Source organism: Nocardia brasiliensis IFM 10847 (assembly GCF_000710915.1).
GTDB classification, from domain to species: domain Bacteria; phylum Actinomycetota; class Actinomycetes; order Mycobacteriales; family Mycobacteriaceae; genus Nocardia; species Nocardia brasiliensis_A.
In genome coordinates, this window is the sequence record NZ_BAUA01000073.1 from 1 (window position 1) to 21477 (window position 21477).

Annotated in this window: 17 protein-coding genes and 1 riboswitch; of the genes, 9 read left to right on the plus strand and 8 right to left on the minus strand. The window is 69.3% G+C overall.

From position 1 onward, the window contains the following. A partial coding sequence (locus NBRGI_RS15365) for an inorganic diphosphatase (RefSeq protein ID WP_029896818.1) occupies nt 1-143 on the plus strand: 143 nt, incomplete at its 5' end. A gap of 75 nt (nt 144-218) precedes the next feature. On the opposite strand, the gene NBRGI_RS15370 is transcribed toward NBRGI_RS15365, so the two are convergent. After that, a complete protein-coding gene (locus NBRGI_RS15370; protein ID WP_029896820.1) occupies nt 219-3269 on the minus strand; it encodes an AfsR/SARP family transcriptional regulator in 3051 nt (1016 codons plus the stop codon). A 350-nt stretch (nt 3270-3619) separates the two neighbouring features. Between NBRGI_RS15370 and NBRGI_RS15375 the strand changes: the two genes are divergently transcribed. Both NBRGI_RS15375 and NBRGI_RS15380 read left to right on the plus strand, forming a co-directional pair. After that, nucleotides 3620-4807 carry a serine hydrolase domain-containing protein gene (locus NBRGI_RS15375; RefSeq protein WP_029896822.1) on the plus strand — a complete coding sequence of 396 codons (1188 nt, stop codon included), beginning with the start codon at nt 3620-3622 and terminating at the stop codon, nt 4805-4807. Between the two features lie 62 nt (nt 4808-4869). Continuing rightward, on the plus strand, nt 4870-6384 hold the full coding sequence (locus NBRGI_RS15380; RefSeq protein ID WP_036559275.1) for an alpha/beta fold hydrolase: 1515 nt from the start codon (nt 4870-4872) through the stop codon (nt 6382-6384). Between the two features lie 42 nt (nt 6385-6426). On the opposite strand, the gene NBRGI_RS15385 is transcribed toward NBRGI_RS15380, so the two are convergent. The 5 genes from NBRGI_RS15385 to NBRGI_RS15405 all read right to left on the minus strand — a co-directional run bounded on the left by NBRGI_RS15385 (nt 6427) and on the right by NBRGI_RS15405 (nt 11642). Beyond that, nucleotides 6427-7071 carry a response regulator transcription factor gene (locus NBRGI_RS15385; protein WP_029896826.1) on the minus strand — a complete coding sequence of 215 codons (645 nt, stop codon included), beginning with the start codon at nt 7069-7071 and terminating at the stop codon, nt 6427-6429. After that, on the minus strand, nt 7059-8315 hold the full coding sequence (locus NBRGI_RS15390) for a sensor histidine kinase (RefSeq protein ID WP_051727795.1): 1257 nt from the start codon (nt 8313-8315) through the stop codon (nt 7059-7061). Before NBRGI_RS15390 ends, NBRGI_RS15385 begins: the two co-directional genes overlap by 13 nt. Before the next feature lie 111 nt (nt 8316-8426). Next, complete coding sequence (locus tag NBRGI_RS15395) at nt 8427-10229, minus strand: MDR family MFS transporter (protein WP_029896830.1); 1803 nt, start codon at nt 10227-10229, stop codon at nt 8427-8429. Next, nucleotides 10226-10732: a MarR family winged helix-turn-helix transcriptional regulator gene (locus NBRGI_RS15400; protein WP_029896832.1), complete on the minus strand. Its 507-nt coding sequence runs from the start codon at nt 10730-10732 to the stop codon at nt 10226-10228. The genes NBRGI_RS15395 and NBRGI_RS15400 overlap by 4 nt, the downstream gene beginning before the upstream one ends. Nucleotides 10733-10820: 88 nt before the next feature. Further along, nucleotides 10821-11642 carry a crotonase/enoyl-CoA hydratase family protein gene (locus tag NBRGI_RS15405; RefSeq protein ID WP_029896834.1) on the minus strand — a complete coding sequence of 274 codons (822 nt, stop codon included), beginning with the start codon at nt 11640-11642 and terminating at the stop codon, nt 10821-10823. A gap of 218 nt (nt 11643-11860) precedes the next feature. On the opposite strand from NBRGI_RS15405, the gene NBRGI_RS15410 reads away from it, so the two are divergent. The 3 genes from NBRGI_RS15410 (at nt 11861) to NBRGI_RS15420 (ending at nt 13348) form a co-directional block, all read left to right on the plus strand. After that, entirely contained in the window at nt 11861-12175 is a 315-nt protein-coding gene (locus NBRGI_RS15410; RefSeq protein ID WP_235210968.1) for a 2-oxo-4-hydroxy-4-carboxy-5-ureidoimidazoline decarboxylase, read from the plus strand. 32 nt (nt 12176-12207) lie between these two features. Continuing rightward, complete coding sequence (locus NBRGI_RS15415) at nt 12208-12684, plus strand: YbaK/EbsC family protein (protein ID WP_029896839.1); 477 nt, start codon at nt 12208-12210, stop codon at nt 12682-12684. A gap of 115 nt (nt 12685-12799) precedes the next feature. Beyond that, a complete protein-coding gene (locus NBRGI_RS15420) occupies nt 12800-13348 on the plus strand; it encodes a flavin reductase family protein (protein ID WP_029896841.1) in 549 nt (182 codons plus the stop codon). Between the two features lie 101 nt (nt 13349-13449). On the opposite strand, the gene NBRGI_RS15425 is transcribed toward NBRGI_RS15420, so the two are convergent. Continuing rightward, nucleotides 13450-14769 (minus strand): aminotransferase class V-fold PLP-dependent enzyme, encoded by a 1320-nt coding sequence (locus tag NBRGI_RS15425; RefSeq protein ID WP_029896843.1) that lies wholly within the window; start codon nt 14767-14769, stop codon nt 13450-13452. A 48-nt stretch (nt 14770-14817) separates the two neighbouring features. Continuing rightward, a riboswitch (SAM riboswitch) is annotated at nt 14818-14931 on the minus strand. A 110-nt stretch (nt 14932-15041) separates the two neighbouring features. Here NBRGI_RS15425 and NBRGI_RS15430 point away from each other — a divergent pair. From NBRGI_RS15430 to NBRGI_RS15440, 3 genes are all read left to right on the plus strand, one after another. Then, nucleotides 15042-15680, plus strand: a complete 639-nt coding sequence (locus NBRGI_RS15430) for a LysE family translocator (protein ID WP_029896845.1) — start codon at nt 15042-15044, stop codon at nt 15678-15680. A gap of 339 nt (nt 15681-16019) precedes the next feature. Next, complete coding sequence (locus NBRGI_RS15435) at nt 16020-19937, plus strand: Pls/PosA family non-ribosomal peptide synthetase (RefSeq protein ID WP_029896847.1); 3918 nt, start codon at nt 16020-16022, stop codon at nt 19935-19937. Next, nucleotides 19937-21277 (plus strand): M1 family metallopeptidase, encoded by a 1341-nt coding sequence (locus NBRGI_RS15440; RefSeq protein WP_029896855.1) that lies wholly within the window; start codon nt 19937-19939, stop codon nt 21275-21277. The genes NBRGI_RS15435 and NBRGI_RS15440 overlap by 1 nt, the downstream gene beginning before the upstream one ends. On the opposite strand, the gene NBRGI_RS15445 is transcribed toward NBRGI_RS15440, so the two are convergent. Continuing rightward, the gene (locus NBRGI_RS15445; RefSeq protein WP_029896857.1) at nt 21262-21450 is read right to left on the minus strand and encodes a hypothetical protein; all 189 of its coding nucleotides are present in this window, start codon (nt 21448-21450) and stop codon (nt 21262-21264) included. The genes NBRGI_RS15440 and NBRGI_RS15445 overlap by 16 nt on opposite strands. Nucleotides 21451-21477: the final 27 nt, after the last annotated feature.

A 21477-nucleotide genomic window follows, 5' to 3' on the forward strand; every position in this document is an offset into this window, starting at 1 on the left:
CCGCGATCAAGCACTTCTTCGAGCGGTACAAGGACCTGGAGCCGGGCAAGTACGTCAAGGGCTCGGAGTGGGTCGGCCGGGCCGAGGCCGAGGCCGAGGTCGAGGCCTCGGTGCAGCGTTTGAAGGACCAGGGCGGCCACTGAGCCGCAGCGCCAGCGGGAAGCCGGGTCGCCCGGCTTCCCGCTTTCGCGTTGTGCCCCAGGCCAGTTGCGCCGTCCTCACGCCCCCATGGCGCGAGTACGCCGCTCGGCCCGTTCGGCCATCACCTCGTCCAGGTGTTCGCGCAGCAGCGACAGGATCGGCGCCTCCACCTCGCCATCGAGCCGCTCGTGGGTGAAGTGCGCGTCCTCGATCGAGGCGAAAGTCTCTGCCGCCGAGCGGTATACGCAGTACGCCTGATGGGTCCGCCCGAGCGCCTGCAGGATCAGCCCGTGCATCACCAGCACCCGTGCCCGGCTCAGCGGCCCGATGGCGCGATTGAGGGTACGCACGGCCGCTTCCGCGATCGGTTCGGCCTTGGCCAGTTCGCCCGCCATCATGTGCACGTGCGCCAGGCGCGCCAACGCCCAGCCCTCGCGTAGCTCGACGCCGCTGAGCTGGGCCAGCCGCACCGCCTCGGTGCACAGCTCGATGGCCTGCGCGTGGTCACCCTGAAAACTGCGGCACACGCCGAGTTCATGGGTCGCCATCGCCTCCAGCGCCGCGTTGCCGATCTTCGCGGCGAGCGTCTTGGCGGTACCGGCCCGCTCCTGCGCCTCGGCGAATTCGCCTGCGTCCGAGAGGGTTTTGGCGATGTGCACCAGGCTGGCGCACTCCACCGCGGGATCGCCGACCCGCTGCGCCAGCCGGATCGCACGCTCGCCGTGCGCGATCGAGGCCGCCGTCTCGGTGCCCATCCGGGTCGAGGAGGCCAGCAGCTGCGCCGCGAAGGCGACCAGCCGCACGTCGCCCGGCGTGGCCCCGCCCAGCGACAGCGCGATGCGCTGATGGTCGCGGCCCTGCCGCAGCGTGCCGAGCGAGTAGCTGAAGATCGAGCCCAGCGTCACCCGGATCCGGCATTCGACGCGCCGGTCCCCGGCCCGCAGCGCGGCGTCGAGCAGCTTGTTCAAGGCCCGCGACAGTTCCTGGCCGTGCGGGCCGCCGTCGATCAATTCCGCGGTGGCCCAGGCGATATCGGCGGCGGCAGGCAGGGCCGCACCGCCCACCCGAGCGGCCTGTTCGTACAGCGAGATCAGGTTCGGGCGCTCCGCATCGAGCCAGTACTGCGCGGCGATGGTGTCCACGAACGAAAGACCCTGTGCCACAGTCTCACCGAGATGCTCCGACAGCGTCGTGCCCGGATTGCACACCACCATCAGGTTTTTCATGCTCGCCAGATAGAAGTCCAGCAGGCGGATCAACGCGTCCGCGGCAGGCTCGTCGGCGGCCTGGTGCAGTTCGCGGGCGAACAGGCGCGGCAGGTCGTGATAGGTGTAGCGGCCCGGTGCGCTGGTCTCCATCAGATTCAGGTCGACCAGCGACTCGCACAGTTCCTCGACGAGCATCCGGTCCGAGCCGAGGACCGCCGCCGCGCCGTCCAGTGAGATCTGCGCGACCTCGGGCACCGCGAGCATCCGGAACGCCCTGGCCTGCGCGCGATCGAGCTGGTCGTAGCTGAGCCGGAACGCGGCCTCGACCGCGAGGTCACCGCTGCGCAGCGTGCCGAGCCGCTGCTGTTCGTCGACCAGCCGCTCGGCCAAACTGCCGATCGTCCACTGCGGCCGGGCCGCGAGCCGCGCGCCGACGATCCGGACCGCCAGCGGCAGCCCGCCGCACGCGTCCAGCACGCTGTCCACCGCGGCGGGCTCGGCGGCGACCCGGCGCAGCCCGGCGATCCCGGCCAGCAGCGTGCGAGCTTCGGCGCGTGCGAGCACGTCCAGTCGCACGCCGAGAATACCTACGACACAGGGCAATTCGGGCATGGACGAACGGCTCGTGATCAGTACCGCCGACCCCGGGGTGCCGGGAATCAGCGGCGTGACCTGATCGACGTCGTGCGCGTTGTCCAGCACGACGAGCACCCGCTTGCCGTCGAGGAAGCTGCGGAACTGACCGGAACGCTCCGCCGGCGTCGGCGCGATCTCGCCCTCCGGTACGCCGAGCGCGCGCAGGAAGTCGCCGAGCGCATCGGCGGCCGGGGTGGCCCGCCCGGCGGGGTGGCCGCCGCGCGCCTGCGCGAAGCCGTGCAGATCGACGTGCAGTTGCCCGTCCGGAAACCGGTCCCGCACCAGGTGACCCACGTGCACCGCGAGTGCGCTCTTGCCGATGCCGCCCATGCCGCCGATCACACACACCGGCACCGCGGAACTGTTTGCGCGGGTGAGCCATTCGCTGATCGCGCGCACCGTGTCGGCCCGGCCGGTGAAGTCCACGACATCGGCGGGCAGCTGCGCGACCCGGGTGACCGCGCGCCGCTGCGGACGCGCCGTCGCGGAGTTGCGCGTCGTGGCGAGGTGCGGCGCGGTCAGGTCCGCGCGCAGAATGCGCTGATGCAGCTCGGTCAGCTGCTGGCCGGGTTCGATGCCGAGCCGGTCGATGAGCGCCTTGCGGGTCTCGGCGTACACCGCGAGCGCCTCGGCTTGGCGGCCCGCGTGATACAGCGCGGTCATCAGCAGGCCGCGGGTCTGCTCACGCATCGGATGCTCGGCGCAGAGCGGGGTGAGTTCGGCGATCGCCTCGGTGTAGCGGCCGAGGCGCAGATCCAGTTCGATCCGCTGCTCCAACAACGCGACTCGGCGCTCGATCAGCTGGGTGCGCTGGCGATCCGCGTAGGGGCCGGGCAGTCCGGCCAACGGCGTGCCGGACCACAGGCGCAGCGCCGCGTCGAGCCGTTCGCGGACTTGCTCGACCGAATGCGGCTGCTCTGCGCCGGTCCGCTCCCGCTGCACCTCGAGTAGCAGATCCTCGACCATCTCCACGTCGACCGCGCCGGGGTCGAGCCGCAACGCGTAGCCGCCGCCGAACCCGACGAGCACCGTCGCGGGCGCGCCGGACGGGCGGTCCGGCTCGAGTGCGCGGCGCAGATGCAGGATGTGGTTGCGCAGCGCGCCGATCGCGCTCGGCGTCGGATGCTCACCCCAGACGCCGTCGATGAGTTCGGGCACTGTCGCCGACCGTCCACTGCGCAGCAGCAGCGCTGCCAGCAAGGCTCTGCGTTGCTTCGACCCGAGATCGAGCTCCAGGTCGTCGCGCCACGCACGCACCTCACCCAGCACAGCGAACTTCAGCATGCGGCCCTCTCTCTCCGACCGTCGGACGTCCGGCTTCGAAGGTAACCAATCGTCCGACGTTTTCGGCAACCTCGCCCTGATACCAGACGATGAGCCACCAATGATCCATCGCCACAGATACCGCATCAAACCGAGGATTCCGTGAGTTTTCGGTGACGAACAGCTGATCGGATGCTGATGTCCCGACGAAAGACGGGCCATGGTGGTGCTGGCACCACCATCGGAGACCCGTAGGCGTTACCCGATATTCGGGTGCGCGCGGCATGGGCGCGACCTCCTGGAATTCCTAGGCTCGAAACCGTCGTGGAGCACCGATGTCTCCCGACTCGAACAGGAGGACAGCACTGCTCATGAACCCATTTCGGCGCAACGGCGCAAGGGTGGCCCTGTCGGCCCTCGTGGCGGGCGCGGTACTGGCTGCGGCCGCATGCGGCGGGGAAACGTCGGTGCGTACTCCGGCCCCCGACCACGCGGCGCCGCCCGCGCTCGCCGCCGCGCTGGATCGCGTGGTGCAGAGCGGGATTCCCGGGGTGCAGGTCGTCCTCGACGGCCCCGGCGGGCATCGGGTCTACACCGCGGGTGTCGGCGACATCGGCACAGGTGCGCCGTTCCAGGACGACGCGCTCGTCCGGATCGGTAGCAACACAAAGACTTTCGTCGCGACGGTGGTGCTCCAGCTGGTCGCCGAGGGCAAGGTGGACCTGACCGCGCCGATCGAGCGCTACCTGCCCGGCGTGGTGCAGGGCAACGGCAACGACGGCAACCGCGTCACGGTGCACCACCTCCTGCAGCACACCAGCGGTCTGCCCGACTACCTCGGCCACGGCAACGGCACCAGCATCGACGCGAACGGCCCGGCGCAGCTCGATCCGGACGAAGACGCCATCCGGACACAGCATTTCGAGGCCGCGGAGCTGGTTCGCAACGCGATGACCATGCCGCCGAACTTCGAGCCCGGCGCGAAATCGGTGTACACCAACACCAATTACCTGCTGCTCGGCATGCTGATCGAGCGCGTCACCGGGCGGCCCTACACCGACGAGATCGAAAGCCGGATCATCGCGCCGCTCGGACTGAAGTCCACCTACTCTCCCCCATCGGGCGAGCGCACGCTGCGCGATCCGCATCCGCGCGGCTACCACGTACGGGAGGGCAAGCAGACCGATTTCACCGAGCTGGATCCGTCCTGGGGTGGCGCGGCGGGCGCGATGATCGCCAGCAACGCGGATCTCAACACCTTCACAGTCGCGCTGCTGTCCGGAAAGCTGTTGCCGCCTGCGCAATTGGCGCAGATGCAGCAGACGGTGCCGTTCGACCGGATGCCGGGCGCAGGCTACGGCCTCGGCCTGATCCAGCGGACGACCTCGTGCGGCAAACAGGCCTGGGGCCACGGCGGCAGCATTCCCGGGTTCGGTACCCGCAACAGCGCCACGGCCGACGGGAAAGCGGTCGCTGTGGCGGTGAACCAGCTGCCCACCTCCGACGAGTCGTCCGAACTGATCGAGGCCGTGCTCGATACCGCGCTCTGCGCTCAGTGACCACACAGCTACCTGCTCCGCACCCGATTCCGGTGCGGCCGAACGATATCGGAGGATCGACCGTGAACCGCACCCGAAGGCGCACCGCCGTCGCGAGCGTCGCCGCCGGACTGGCGCTCTGCGCCGGCCTGGCCGGCTGCACCGGCACCGACGCCAACGCCGAACCTCCTGCGCTGGAACGCTTCTACAGCCAGCAACTCGACTGGAAAGCCTGCGACGATCCGAAGCTGGATCCGGCGGGCGCGCAGTGCACCGACGTGACAGTGCCGCTGAATTACGCCGACCCGCAAGGGCCGGCCACAACGGTGGCCATCTCGCGGCTGGTGTCCCCGGAACCCGCGAAACGACGCGGGGTCATGCTGTCCAACCCCGGCGGCCCCGGTGGCCCCGGGCTCGACTTCATGCTCGGCGTCCGCGAGGCGATGACGCCCGACGTGCGCGCACAGTACGACCTCATCGGCATGGACCCGCGCGGTATCGGGCGCTCCGCGGCGATCAACTGCCACTGGCCGCGCGGCTTCGCGTTGGAGTCGGCCGGTGTCGACGCCGCGAGCTACGCCGAATCCGTGGCCACCCAGGCCGATTTCGCCGCGCGCTGCGCGGCGACCGAAGCGGCCAGACTGCCGCACATCAGCACCCGCAACACCGCGCGCGATATGGACGTGATCCGCGGCGCGCTCGGCGTCGACAAGGTCAGCTACTTCGGCACCTCCTACGGCACCTACCTGGGTGCCGTGTTCACCCAGATGTTCCCGCAGCGCAGCGACCGGATCGTGCTCGACAGTGCGGCGAATCCGGACACCTACGGCTCCGTCGGCATGATGCAGGCCATGGGTCCGGCGAACGAGGCCGCGCTCGATCTCTGGGCCGACTGGGCCGCCGCACACGACGGCGAGTACCACTTCGGCGACTCCCGCGCCGCGGTGCGGGCCACCATCATCGATCTGATCCAGCGATCCGCACGGCAGCCGATTCGGTTGGGCGAGTTCGAAGTCGACGATCACATCGCGCCGATGCTGCTGTTCGTCGGGCTGGACGACGTGCGCAACTACGAGCTGCTGGCAGGCCAGGTACGCCAGCTCCGCGATGCGGCGAACGGTATACCCGTCCAACCCGACGACACACTGCGCGAAAGCCTCGAGCACATTTTCAAACCGGTCGAGCAGGACGGTTCACCGCAGATGGCGGTGCTGTGCGGTGACGTCGCCGCACCCCGCGATCCGGCGTTCTACTTGCGCAACATCGAGGCAGCCAGGGCGAGTCAGCCGGTGTTCGGCGCGTTCGCGAACAACATCACCTCGTGCGCGTTCTGGGCGCCGCCGCTGGAACCGCCTACGGTGGTGGACAATTCGGTGCCGAGCCTGATCCTGAACTCCACCGGCGACACCCGCACCGCGTACGAGGGCGCGCGCGTGCTGCATCAGAAGATGACCGGCTCGGCCTTCGTCACCCTGCAGGATGTGCCGATCCACTACATCTTCGGCCGCTACCCCAACACCTGCGCGTACGGCGCGGTGAACGCGTACCTGCGCGACGGCACACTGCCCGCCGGGGAACTCACCTGTCGGGCGGACTAGCCCGCACGCGTGCAGGCCTGAATCCCGCACGGGTTCAGGCCTTCACGCATTCAGGTAGGCCAATACCGCGAGCACCCGGCGGTGCCCGACCTCCTCGGTGGACAGCCCCAGCTTCGCGAAAATGCTCCGAATGTGTTTGTGCACAGCGCCTTCGCTGACCACCAACCGCTCGGCGATGGTGCCGTTGTTGTGCCCCTCGGCCATCAAGGCGAGCACCTCTCGCTCCCGCGCGGTCAGCGCGGCCAGCGGGTCGTCGGCTTTTCGTCGCACCAGCAGTTGCGAGATCACTTCCGGATCCATGGCGGTGCCGCCCGCCGCCACCCGGCGCAGCGAATCGAGGAACCGGTCCACCTTCCCGACCCGTTCCTTGAGCAGATAGCCCACCCCGCCCAGGCCGTCGCCGAGCAGTTCGGCGGCGTAACTGTCCTCCACCCACGAGGAGAGGACCAGCACCGGCAGACCGGGATGCAGTTCGCGGGCGCGCACCGCGGCACGCAGCCCGTCGTCGGTGAACGTCGGCGGCATCCGGATGTCGACTACCACCGCGTCCGGCCGGTCCGCGGCCACGGCGGCGAGGAAGTCGTCGGCATTGCCGACCGCGGCGACCACCTCGATCCCCGCAGTGCTGAGCAAGAGCACGAGACCCTCCCGCAGCAGGGCGTCGTCCTCGGCGATCATGACCCGCACGGCAACTCCACCCGCAACACAGTAGGGCCACCCATCGGGCTGGTCAGCACCATCCGTCCGTCGAGCGCCTCGGCGCGGCGGCGGATGCCGGCCAGCCCGCCGCCGTAGGTCTCGACCGCGCCGCCGACGCCGTCGTCGCGGACCTCGATGGTCAACAGCTCCGGTCGGCCGCCGAGCGCGACGGTGATGCCCTCGGCCCCGGAATGCTTGGTCGCATTGGTGAGCGCCTCGGTGATGACGAAGTAGGCGGCCGCCTCCACCGCGGCGGGCTGCCTGCCCACCTCGGCCAACTCGAGCACGCACGGGATCGGGCTGCGCGCCGCGATCGCCGACACGGCGCTGACCAGGCCACGATCGGACAGCACCGGCGGGTAGACGTTGCGCACCACATCCCGTAGTTCGGCGAGCGCGGCCGCGGCGGTGTCCTGGGCTTTGCGCACCAGCTCATGCGCTGCGGCCGGATTCTGTTCGCGCAGTTGATCGGCCAGGCCGAGCTGCATGATCACCGCCGCGATCCGGGCCTGCGCGCCATCGTGCAGGTCACGCTCGATCCTGCGCAATTCCGCGCCGTGCGCGTCCAGCGCGGCCGCCCTGGTCGCGGTCAACGCGGCGACCCGATCGGCGAGCACGACCCCCTCCGCGGGGCCGAGCAGGGCGCGCGCCAGCAGCGCCTGCCATCGCGCCACCACCGGGACCAGCAGCGTCAAGCTGATGAGCGGCAGGGTGAGCAGCGCGCTGAGCCACGCCGACGGCCACGATTGCACCGGGTAGCCGAAGGTCATGAACTCCCCCGGCGGCAAGTGCTGCCACAGCGCCGGGGTCGCCAGCTGCACGAGCACCGACACCGGCAGCGCGACGGCGAAAATTCCCAGATAGATGCCGGTCAGACCGTGCACGATCAGCCAGGCCACGTCGCGGCGGTTCGCCGGATCGGTGAGCGCCGTGCGCACCCGAAGGCGCAGCCCGCCGACGAGGGGCTGATAGCTCTCCTCGATCGGCGTGCCGAGACGCTGCGCCGCCCTGCGCCGTTCGAACGACACCAGCGGCCGGACCACCCGGATCGCCTCCGGCACCGCCGGGATGCCGACCCCGATCAGGCAGAACGCGAGCACCAGGAGCAGGCCGATCACCGCGAACATCGCGGCCAGCGAGGTCACGCTGCCGACCGCCAGGTACCGGATAGCACCCGGCAACAGCCGTAGCCGTGCCAGCGCGGAACGCAGGACCTCTTTCACCCTCGTCATGCTGTCAGAACATCAGTCCGCGAGCGCTGGGCGGTCGCACCGGCCCGCAACGACGGCAACCGCGCCGACCGTCGAGCGGTCCGGCGCGGGTGCCGCGGTGCCGGGTTCGCCTCACGCAGACCCGGGGCCGTCCGCCGGGCGGCGGGAAGCGCCGTCGCTCTCCGGTGGGTCGACGACCTCGCCGCCGCCGAGCACCAGCCCCGCCTGATCGACCACGCGCGCCTCGGCGGCCGGGACGCTCTCGCCGTTCTCCGCCGCCGCCGCGGCGTGAGCCGCTTCGATACCGCCCGTCATCCGCAGCGGCACCTCCCGCCAGAACAACACCAGGATCAGCGCGATCAGCGCGACACCGGTCGCCGACAGGAACACCGTCGACATCGAATCGGCGAAGCCGACCTTGAACGGCCGGGCCAGGTCGGGGCTCAGCTGCTGGATGATCGAGCTGTCCTTCAACACCTGCCCCGCAGCTGAAGTGTCCTGCGCGAGCAAGCCTTTCGCCAGCGCGGCATCGGCCGGGTTGCTGCTGCGCGCGCCTTCGACCACCGCGTGCTGGAACTGCGGATCGGCTGCGGCACTGCGCATTTCGTCCGAGATGTTCGGGGTCAGCTGCGCGAACAGGATGGACAGGAACACCGCGACGCCGAGCGTGCCGCCGATCTGCCGGAAGAACGTGGCCGCGGCGGTCGACACACCCATGTCCTTGGGCGGCAACGCGTTCTGCAAGGCCAGGGTGAGCGGCTGCATCAGGTTGCCGAGACCGAAACCGGTACACGCCATGAAGATCATCGCGAGCCACAGCGGGCTGTCGGCGCTCAGATAGTGCAGCAGGAACAAGCCGAGCGTCAGCATGGTCGCGCCGATGATCGTGAAGGCGCGGTAGCGGCCGGTCCGTGAAATCAACTGGCCGGAAACGACCGAACCGAGCATCAGGCCGAGCACCATGGGCAGCATCTGCAGACCGGCCAGCGTCGGGCTCGCCCCGCGCACCACCTGCAGGTACTGCGGCAGCAGCGAGATGCCGCCGAACATGCCCGCGCCGACCACGAACGAGATCACCACGCCCAGTGCGAAAGTGCCGTTCTTGAAGATCCGCAGCGGGATCAGCGCAGCGTCGCGCAGGTTCTTCTCCACCAGCACGAAGCCGATGATGCCCAGCCCGCCGATCACGTAGCAGGCGATGGAACGGCCACTGCCCCAACCCCATTCGCGTCCCTGCTCGGCGACCACGAGCAGCGGGGCCAGGCCGATCGCGAGCACCAGCACGCCCCACCAGTCCACCCGGTCGGTCGAGCGCGGCCGCTTGGGCAGCTTCAGCACCCGCGACACCACCGCCAGCGCGATCAGGCCGATCGGCACGTTCACCAGGAACACCCAGCGCCAGCCGCTGACGCCGAGGATCGTCTGCTGTCCGGCGAGCACGCCGCCGAGCACCGGGCCGATCACGCTGGACGTGCCGAACACCGCCAGGAAGTAACCCTGGTATTTGGCGCGTTCACGCGGGCCGACGATATCGCCGAGGATGGTCAGCGCCAACGACATCAAGCCGCCCGCGCCGATGCCCTGCACCGCGCGGAACGCCGCGAGCTGATACATCGACTGGGCCATCGTGCACAGCAGCGAACCGACGATGAAGATCGCGATGGCCAGCATGAAGAACTGCTTGCGGCCGAACATGTCGGACAACTTGCCGTACAGCGGGGTAGCCAGCGTCGCGGTGATCAGGTAGGCGGTGGTGGCCCACGCCTGCATCGAGTAACCGTTGAGGTCGTCGGCGATGGTGCGGATGGCGGTGGAGACGATCGTCTGATCGAGCGCGGCCAGCAGCATCCCGAGCATCAATCCGCTCAGGATCACCAGGATCTGACGATGGGTGAAAGCCGGGGGTGCTTCCGCGGTCGGCGCTGCTGCTGTCATCTGTCGTTCTCCGTCTCGGTAAGGGCCTCGTCCCAGTTGCGGCGCATGGCGGCGATCATCTCCGGTCGCGTGCGCTCGAAATCGTCGACGAACTGCCGGAGCAACTCGGCGAATTCGGCCCGGGTCTGCGGTGCCCACTTCGCCATCACCTTGCTCAGGTTGTCGTTGCGGCGTCGGCGGATCTGCTCCGCGACGGCGCGACCACGGTCGGTGACCACGAGCACGGTCGCCCGGCCGTCCGCCGGGTCGGCCTGCCGCTCGACGAGTTGCCTGCCGACCAACTGGGCCACCTGACGACTGACCGTCGACGCGTCCGAGTGCAGTGCGGCCGCGAGTTCGCCGGAGCGCATCGGCCCGTCGAAACACAGCCGGATCAGGGCGCCGAACGCGGCGGGGTCCAGCCCGTCCTTGGTCCACGTGCCGATCTGGGCCGCGGTGCGGTCCCGGATCCGCTGCAAGCGGGTGAGCTGCATCGCGATCGTGTCGATCGTCTGGTCGTCCACACCCTCACCTTTGCTTGCATCAATCAACTAGTTGCGCGATGCAAGTATGCAGACGGAACCGGAACTGGGGCAAGCGATAAACGGCGCTTTACTCGCCCTTGAACTCAGGAGCCCGCTTCTCGAACACGGCCTTGATCGCCTCGGTGAGATCCTCCGAGGGCAGGAACGCGGAGTTCCACGCGGACACGTAGCGCAGCCCGGTGGCGACCTCGTTCTTGGTGCGCTGATCCAGCACATCCTTCACACCCTGCACCACCAGCGGCGGGTTCGCGGCGATCTCGCGTGCGGTGGCGTGTGCCGCGTCCAGCGCTGCGGCCTGATCGGCGAACACGTCGTTGACCAGGCCGATCTTCTCCGCGCGGGCGGCGTCGATGTCCTTGCCCGTGTACGCCAGCTCCCGCAGGTGCCCCTCGGAGATGATGCCGGGCAGCCGGTGCAGCGAACCGATATCGGCGACGATCGCGACCTTCGCCTCGCGCAGGCTGAACTTCGCCTCGGCGCTCGCGTAGCGGATGTCGACGGCCGCGATCAGGTCCAGACCGCCACCGATGCACCAGCCCGAGATCGCGGCGATCACCGGCTTGCGGCAGTCCGCCACCGCCGTCACCGCACCCTGCATCTTGCGCAGCTCGACCAGGAATTCGGTCCGCGGCGCGGCCAGCGCGCGATCGCCCAGCAGCGGGCCGAACATGCCGCTCATCGCGGGCAGATCCAGGCCGTAGGAGAAGTGCGGGCCCGAACCCGTCAGCACGATCGCGCGCACCTGCGGATCCGCGTCCAGCCCCTGGAAGATCTCCGGCAGCTCCCGCCAGAAATCCGGGCCCATCGCGTTGCCCTTGCCGGGACCCGTCAGCGTCACCTGCGCGACGTGGTCTTTGATCTCGACGGTAAATGCCTGCCAGTCAGTCATTTGTACAGCGTATTCCAGAGGATCGCAGACGAACACACCTCTCCCGCGCCAACACCTCTGACGCTGTGACCGCGAAGTCCGCCATAAGGCGCCGCGTGCGCGTAAATCCTGTTAAAGGTGCGCAAAATTGTTGCCGTGCAGTAGTTCCGAGCCGGCCGTGCGCGGATCATGGAACCAAGTCATCGAACCTCACTTTCGGCTCGGAGGCCACCGTGCTGATGCATCAGGGAATCGGGCTCGACCGGTTCAACGAATTTTCCCGCACCCGCGCGATACACGCGCTTTTCGGCTGTTGCGGCAATGTCACCTGGGCGACCGAACTCGCCGACGCCCGACCCTTCCCGGATCGGGACACGCTGCTGGCCACCGCGGACATCGGTCTGCTCGCCCTCTCGCCGGGCGATCTGGATCGAGCGTTCGAAGCAGTTGCGCACGAACAGGTCTCGGAGCACAGCGTGTCCGAACTGGCGCGTTGCATGCACGCGCGGATCGCGGAACTGCTCGGGCCGAGCGAGGGCTATCCGGAATACTGACGCATTCCCGGCGATCGCTCTACTCGGTTTTCATGCGCAGGTCGACATTGCCACCGATCGCCTGCCGAGTCGCGGACACCCTCATCGCCCGAGGCCATCACGGTGTCATCGTGACCCAGCCGGCACCGACGCCCACTGTCGCGGACGCGGCGCGCGCACTCGGAGTAGAGGTGGGGGCCATCACGACCGCGGCGGTGTTCCTGCTGGACGAGGATCCCGTGCTGCTGCTGGTTTCCGGCGCGCACGAAGTGGACCTGACCGTCACCGGCAAACGGCTGGAGGGCACACTCACCCCGGCGCCCGCCGAGTTGGTCCGGCAGGTGACCGGGCAACCGATCGGCGGGGTCGCCCCGGTCGGCCATCCCACCAACCTGCCCACCTGGGTGGATTCGGAGCTGTCCCGGCATCGCGAAGTGTGGGCCGCGGGCGGTCATCCGAACACTGTGTTCCGCACCTCTTTTCACGAGTTGGTGCGCATCACCGCCGGCCTGCCCATCGACGTCGTATAGATAGCGCGCGCACCAGCTTTCAGCGCTGTCATCCGATACGTGGGGACGAGGGTTCGCGCGCAAACCCCCGGGCGGGGGAACGCGAAGCGGACGAACCCGGCGTAGGTTGGCTTAGGTGACCGAGGCTGAACGACCCGTGGATTTCCAGATCCCTGACGATTTGAGCGGGATCACCGCCGAGCAGTTCCGCGCGTCCATGCGGCACTATCCGGCGGGCGTCACCGTGGTCACCTTGAATTCGCCGAACGGGCCGATCGGTTTCACCGCGACGTCGTTCGCCTCGTTGTCGCTGGCGCCGCCGCTCGTCTCGTTCAATATCGCGCACACCTCGTCCAGCCTCACCGCCCTGTTGGACGCGGGCTCGGTGGTCATCCACTTCCTCGGCGAACATCAGCGCCATATCGCCCAGCGTTTCGCCCGCACCGCCGACGAGCGTTTCACCGACCGTTCCCTCTGGACCACCCTGGACACCGGCGAACCCGTCCTGCACGGCACCCCCATCTGGCTGCGCGCCACCATCCACCAACTGATCCCCCTCGGCGACCACACCCTCGTAGTAGGCCTCGTCACCCGAGTCCACGACAACACCAACGAATCCCCCGCCGCCGCCCCACTCCTCTACTACAACGGCCGCTACCACCGCCCCACCCAACTGTCCGACTGAGCGGTCAGCCTCCGTCCAGTTCGGCGAACGACACCTCCATCGGAAACGGATCGGTCAAGCGCTTTAGACCAGCGTGGACAACCGGGCCGACAACTTGTCGGTCAGTCGACGAGGCAGGGGGCGGCGCCGGTGGGGGCTTGGGAGGTGAAGGGGCGGGTTTCGGGGGTGGGGTTCCAGAGGCCGTTGGTGGTGGCGTAGTTCCAGGCGGGGCCGGATCGGACGAGGGTGGCGACGGCGTCGATCAGGCGGTCGACGTGGGCGGGGGTGGTGCCGAGACCGATGCTGGCGCGGAGCGCGCCGTCGAGGTCGAGGCGGGCGAGCAGGGGGTGCGCGCAGAAGCGGCCGTCGCGCACGCCGATGCCGTGTTCGGCGGACAGGTAGGCGGCGACGTGGCCGGGGACGAATCCGTCCAGGGTGAAGGCGACGATGCCGACGGTGTCGGGGCTGTCGTGCCAGATCCGCAGCAGGCGCACGCCCGCAATCGCGGCGAGGCCCGCGCGCAGGCGATCGGCGAGGCGGTGTTCGTGCGCGGCAAGGGTTTCGGCGTCGATCTCACAGAGCGCGTCACAGGCGGCGGCGAGCGCGGCGGCGCCGAGCACGTTGGGCGAACCGCCCTCGTGCCGCTGCGGCGCGGCGGCCCACTCGACACCGGTGGTGCTGACCTCGCGGACCGCACCACCACCGGCCAGGTACGGCTCGGCCCGATCGAGCCAGTCCCGGCGCCCGACGAGCACGCCCGCCCCGAACGGCGCGTACAACTTGTGCCCGGAAAAGGCGATGTAGTCGATACCGGTGTCGCGCAGGCTGATTCGGCGATGCGGGGCCAGCTGGGCGGCGTCGACGAGGATGCGGGCGCCACACTGGTGCGCCACGGTGGCGAGGCGCTCGAGCGGCAGCACCTCACCGGTCACGTTGGACGCGCCGGTCACCGCGAGCAGCGCGGCGGGCTTGCTGCACAGCTCCGCGACCAACCGGCCGATGGTCTCCTCGACGGTCGCCGCGGCCTGCACCACTCGACGGCCGTGCCGAGTCCAGGGCAGAAGGTTGGCGTGATGCTCGATGTCGAGCACCACGGTGTCGCCGGGTACGCAGGACGCGAGCAGGTTCAGCGAGTCGGTGGTGTTGCGGGTGAACACCACGACCTGGTCGTCGGCGGCGTCGAGGTAGCGGGTCACCGAACCGCGCGCGGCCTCGTAGCACTCGGTCGAAATCCGCGAGGCATAGCCCGCGCCGCGGTGCACGCTCGCGTAGAACGGCAGCAGCTGCTGCACGCGGTCGGTGACCTGGGCCAGCGCGGGTGCGCTCGCCGCATAGTCGAAGTTGGCGTAGGTGGTGGTTCCGCCCTGGACGAGCGGCACCCGCAGGTCGTCACCGGAAACCCGGGCGAGGGCGGCACAGGTCTGGTCCACAACAGCAGTCATCACAAAATCCCGTCGGCTCTGGGACCCATGATCTTCGAAGATTCATCGAGTCCGCGCTTGCCGCACCCGGTCGGGCGACGGCCCGGTCGTCACCCGGAGCACCCCACCGCGGAGGAGGGTTGCCGACCAGCAAGCCGGGGCTGAACGCTGGTACTCATGACCTGTCCCGAGATTGACAGACACCGCCCCGCCCTGTCAACCCGCGACCGGACACGCGCCCGCACCGCCGAAAACACCTTGCGCCGACGCCGACCGAGGACCAGATTCAGGAAATGTCGCTTTCCCTGCTGCTGAGCTTCGTCGGCGTGTGCATCCTGCTCTCGATCACCCCGGGCCCGGATTCGTTCCTGGTGCTGCGCTTCTCGATCGTGGACGCGCGACCGGGGATCGCCGCCGCGATCGGCTCGGCGGTGGGCGGCATCGTGTGGGCCGTGGTGGTCGCGGCGGGCGTCGCGGCGCTGCTGGAACAGTCCGCGACGGCGTATCGCGCACTCAAGGTGGTCGGCGGAATCTATTTGGTGTACTTGGGGATTCGCGCACTGCTGGAACAGCGGCGGGCGCGCCGGGCCGGGCTGCACGCCGACGACGCGGCGCAGGCCGCGGCGGGCGCCCGCGCGTCGGTTCGCTCGGCGTTCACCGCGGGCCTGGTCTCGTGCATGTTCAACCCGAAAGTGGGCCTGTTCTACCTCGCCGTGCTCCCCCAGTTCCTCACCGAGGTCACCTTCGCCAACACCTTGGTGCTCGGCGCCGTCGAATCCTCGATCGCCGCGGTAGAGATGGTGCTGCTGGCCCTGGCCGCTTCGCGCGCGGTCGCGCTGCTGCGCCGGCCGAAGATCCGGGAGCGGCTCGAACAGGCGAGCGCGGCCATCTTGGCGACCCTCGGGATCGGCACGGCGGCCTCCGCGGCCTGATCCCGAGCGCTTCGAAACGCTCTGAGCTGCAAGATCACCAAGCCGATGAGCGGAATCACATCGCGGTGACCACTCACCCGTAGCGATCGGCCAGCGAACCCGCCGGGCAGACCGCCCACCAGCGGTTGCTTCGGCGTGTCCGCTGGAAACCGCCTCGACCTGCAACGACTCCGCCCGGCCCCCGGAACCCGGCCACCACGCCGGTGAACAACAAACGTCGACAACCCCGAGTACCGTGGACAACTGGTCACCGTGGTGTTTGCCCACTGGTAACCCAGCTATGACACAACAAGACCAGGGAAGTGCGAGGCAGGTCGAATGGGAGGTGGGCAGGGCGTCATGCTCCAGCCACAGGTTGATGCGACGGTAGACCCCCTGCTCCGCGGCACGCACACACCGCAGGCCCGGACTCTCGTCGACATTCTGACCGCGACGGCCCTCGCGCATCCGGACGCGCCCGCCATCGACGACGGCGAGGTGGTGCTCAGCTACCTCGAGCTCGTCGTCGAGATCGAGCAGACCATGGCGCGCCTCGCCACCGCAGGCGTGCGACCGGGCGACCGGGTCGGGGTGCGGATGCCGTCGGGTTCCCGGCAGCTGTATCTCACCATCCTCGCGGTGCTGTACGCGGGCGCGGCCTACGTGCCGGTCGACGCCGACGACCCGGACGAGCGGGCCCAGCTGGTATTCGGCGAGGCACAGGTCACCGCGATCGTCACGGCGGCAGGCATCGAGACCACCGCCGCCGGAATCCGTGCCGCCGAAGGCAATTCGCTCGCTCCGCACGAGAGCACCCTGCCCACTCCCGCCGACGACGCGTGGATCATCTTCACCTCCGGCTCCACCGGGACGCCGAAAGGTGTTGCCGTCACACACCGTAACGCCGCCGCCTTCGTCGACGCCGAGGCGAATCTGTTCCTGCCGGACGCGCCGATCGGCCCGGGTGACCGAGTGCTCGCCGGGCTGTCCGTCGCGTTCGACGCGTCCTGCGAGGAGATGTGGCTGGCCTGGCGTAACGGCGCCTGCCTGGTGCCCGCCCCGCGCGATCTGGTGCGCACCGGCGCCGATCTCGGTCCGTGGCTGGTGCGCCGGGAGATCAGCGTGGTGTCCACCGTGCCGACCCTGGCCGCGACGTGGCCCGCCGAAGCACTGGACGCGGTCCGGCTGCTGATCTTCGGCGGCGAGGCGGTACCACCCGAACTCGCGGAACGCCTTGCGGGCAAAGGTCATTCGGAGCGCGAGGTGTGGAACACCTACGGCCCCACCGAAGCGACCGTGGTCGCGTGTGCCGCCCTGCTCGACGGCGAGTGGCCGATCCGGATCGGCCTGCCGCTGGACGGCTGGGACCTCGTGGTGATCGACGCCAACGGAAACCCGGTGGGCGAGGGCGAATCCGGTGAGCTGGTGATCGGCGGGGTCGGCCTGGCGCGCTACCTCGATCCGGCCAAGGACGCCGAGAAGTACGCCCCGCTGCCCTCGGTCGGCTGGGACCGCGCCTATCGCAGCGGCGATCTGGTCCGCAACGACAGCGCGGGCCTGGTGTTCCTCGGCCGCGCCGACGACCAGATCAAACTCGGCGGCCGCCGCATCGAACTCGGCGAGATCGACAACGCGCTGCAACACCTGCCCGGCGTCACCGGCGCCGCCGCCGCGATCCGAAGCACCAAGGCGGGCAACAAGATCCTGGTCGGCTACCTCACCGGGCCCGGCCCCGACTTCGACCTCAAAGCCGCCAGAGCCCAACTCACCGAACAGCTTCCGGCCCCGCTGGTACCCCGGCTGGCCGTGGTCGCCGAACTGCCGACCCGCACCTCCGGCAAGGTCGACCGCAACGCGCTGCCCTGGCCGCTGCCCAACAGCGCCGACGACGACGAGCACAACGATCTCACCGGCACCGCGCAGTGGGTGGCCGGACTGTGGGATTCGATCCTCGGCGGCGAAGTGGTCGATCTCGACGCCGACTTCTTCGACCTCGGCGGCGGTTCGCTGGCCGCCGCGCAGCTGGTGACCGCGCTGCGCGAACGTTATCCACAGATCACCGTCGCCGATCTCTACGACCACCCGCGCCTCGGCGCGCTGGTCGAGCTGCTGGAGCAGAGCACCCCCGCCGTCGCGGTCGAGGAGCGCGTGGTGCGCCCGACGCCGGTGCGCGCCCAGGCGATCCAGGTGCTCGCCACCGTTGCACTCACCACGCTCACCGGCCTGCAGTGGCTGACCTGGCTGGCGATCGTCGGCAATATCGCCGCCTGGTCCGGCTCACTGCCCTGGCTGCCGCAGCTGTCCTGGTGGTGGACGCTGGTCGCGTTCCTGCTCTTCATCTCCCCGATCGGCCGGATGGCGATCTGTGTGGCGGGCGCACGGGTACTGCTGCGCGGGGTGCGGCCGGGTCAGTATCCACGCGGCGGGTCGGTGCATCTGCGGCTGTGGGCCGCGGTTCGGTTGTCCGAAGCCAGCGGAGCCGAAAACCTCTCCGGCGCACCATGGATGGTGCCGTTCGCCAGGGCGCTCGGCGCGAAGATCGGCAAGGGCGTCGATCTGCACACCATTCCACCGGTCACCGGCATGCTCGAACTGGGCGACGGGTGCAGCGTGGAACCCGAGGTCGACCTGTCCGGCTATTGGATCGACGGCGACGTGGTGCACATCGGGCCGGTCGTCGTCGGCCCCGGCGCGGTGGTCGGTTCCCGCTCGATCCTGTTGCCGGGCACCAGGATCGGCAAGAACGCGGAGGTCGCGCCGGGCTCCGCGGTGTCCGGCAAGGTCAAGGCGGAGCAGGAGTGGGCGGGCTCGCCCGCCGTGAAACTCGGTAAGGCCCAGCACCGCTGGCCCGCGCACACGCCCGACCGGGCGGCGCACTGGGTGGCCATTTTCGGCATCACCTCGATGGCCTTGGCCGCGGTGCCGATCCTCGGGCTCGGCGCGGGCGGACTGTTCATCGCCTGGTTCATCCGCGACACCCGCACGCTCGCCGGTGGCCTGGGCCGCGCCTTCGCGATCCTGCCGGTGGCGACGCTGCTCAGCCTGGCCGTGTACGCCGCGATCACCATCATCCTGGTGCGGCTGCTCAGTTTCCGCCTGCGCGAGGGCTATCACCCCGTGCGCAGCCGGACCGGCTGGCAGGTGTGGTCCACCGAACGCCTGCTCGACGCGGCCCGGACCTTCCTGTTCCCGCTGTACGCGAGCCTGCTCACGCCGATCTGGCTGCGCCTGCTCGGCGCGAGGATCGGCAAGAACGTGGAAGCCTCGACGGTGCTGCTGCTGCCCAAGTTCACCGTCGTCGCCGACGGCGCGTTCCTGGCCGACGACACCATGATCGCCAGTTACGAACTCGGCGGCGGCTGGCTGCGGATCGGCGAGGCCAAGGTCGGCAAGCGCGCTTTCCTCGGCAATTCCGGGATGACCGCGCCCGGTCGGCGGGTACCGAAAAACGGTCTGGTCGCGGTGCTTTCGGCCGCGCCGTCCAAGTCCAAGGCCGGCTCGTCCTGGCTGGGCAGCCCGCCCGTCCGGTTGCGCCGCGCACCGGAAAGCAGCGACACCGCACGCACTTTCGATCCGCCGCCACGACTGCGGGTGGCCCGCGGCATCATCGAGACCTGCCGGCTCGTCCCGGTGCTGGTGACGTTCGCGATCGGGCTCGGCGTGCTGTTCACCCTGGCCTGGCTGGCGCACACCCTCGGCCACCTGCCCACCGCGCTGCTCAGCGGCGTGGTCCTGCTGGCCGCGGGCGCGGTCGCCGGCGCGAGTTCGGTGGTCGCGAAATGGACGCTGGTCGGCCGGATCGGGACCGAGGAGCATCCGCTGTGGAGCTCGTTCGTCTGGCGCAACGAAGTCTCCGACACCTTCGTGGAAACCGTTGCGGCGCCATGGTTCGCGCGCGCCGCGACGGGTACTCCGGTGCTGAATCTGTGGCTGCGCGGCCTCGGGGCCGAGATCGGCCGCGGGGTATGGTGCGAGTCCTATTGGCTACCGGAGGCGGACCTGGTGACACTCGGTGACGGCGCGACCGTGGAACGCGGCTGCGTCGTGCAGACCCACCTCTTCCACGACCGCATCATGTCCATGGACACCGTCACCCTCGGGGCGGGCGCCACCCTCGGTCCGCACTGTGTCGCGCTGCCCGCGTCCACCATCGGCGAGGGCGCGACCATCGGTCCCGCCTCACTGGTCATGCGCGGCGACACCGTGCCGCCGTCCACCCGCTGGTGGGGCAATCCGATCGCGCCTTGGTTCCGCGGCGACCCCGGAGCTGCCTCCTGATGCCGGGCAAGTTCTACGAAGAGCCCATCGATGATTACTTGCCGCAGAACGGAAATCGAGGCTATCGGGTATCGCGGTACGAGCTGGAGCTGACCTACAAGGTCGCGAGCAATCGGTTGACCGGCCGGGCGGCCATCACGGCGGTGACCACCGCCGTACAGCCGCGGTTCGCGCTCGACCTGTCCCAGGCGCTCACCGTGACGAAGGTGTTCGTCAACGGAACCAAGGCCGCGAAGTACGTGCACCAGCGCGGCAAGCTGACGATCACGCCCCAGCAGCGGATCCCCGCGGGCGGCGCGCTGTCGCTGGTCGTGCAGTACGGCGGCACGCCACGGCCGGTGCGCGGACCGTGGGGCGAGGTCGGCTGGGAAGAACTCACCGAGGGCGCGCTGGTCGCCAGTCAGCCCAACGGCGCCGCGTCCTGGTTTCCGTGCGACGACCACCCGAGTTCCAAAGCCAGCTACCGGATTTCGATCACCACCGACACCCCGTACTACGCGCTGGCCAACGGCACGCTGCTGCGCAAGCAGACCAAGGCCAGCCAGACCACGTGGGTGTACGAGCAGGTGGAGCCGATGTCGAGCTATCTGGCCACCATTCAGATCGGGGCGTATCAGAAGCACCGCATCGGTGCGGCGCAGGCCGCGGTGCCGATGCAGGCCGTGGTGCCGCCGCGGCTGCGCACCAACTTCGAACACGACTTCGCCCGGCAGCCGCAGATGATGGAGCTGTTCACCGAGCGGTTCGGGCCGTACCCGTTCGAGGGTTACACCGTGGTCGTCACCGATGACGAGCTGGAGATTCCGATCGAGGCGCAGGGCATCTCGATCTTCGGCGCCAACCACTGCGACGGCAGGCGCGGCGCGGAACGACTGGTCGCGCACGAGCTGGCGCACCAGTGGTTCGGCAACAGTCTGACGATCCGGCAGTGGCGCGATATCTGGCTACACGAGGGCTTCGCCTGCTATGCCGAATGGATCTGGTCCGAAGCGGCGGGCGGCCCCACTGCCGATCAGCTCGCGCGCGGCGTCCGGCACAACCTGGCCAGGCAACCGCAGGACATCGTCGTCGGCGACCCCGGCCCGCAGCGGATGTTCGACGACCGAGTGTACAAGCGCGGCGCCCTGACCCTGCACGCTCTGCGCTTGGAGCTGGGCAGTACCGCGTTCTTCGATCTGTTGCGCGAGTGGACCATTCGCTATCGGCACGGTTCGGTCACCACCGAGGAATTCACCGACCTGGCCGGGCATTACAGCCCGGTGCCACTGCGTCCGCTGTGGGACAGCTGGCTGAATGCCGAGCCGCTGCCGCAGCTGCCGCCCGCTCAGAACACCAGATAGCGCGACGCGAGCTCCTCGACGAGCGGATCGTCGTCGGAAACGCGGTTCAACGCTTCGAGATCGGATTCGACCGAGACCTGGCGTGGGTCGTCGTGTTCGGTGTCGGGTGCGCCGTCCTCGGTCAGTTGGCGCTGTAGCTTCGCGCGGACACGGTCTTTCAGCGAGTCACTCATGATCTCAGCTTGCCCGGTGCCGGGCGA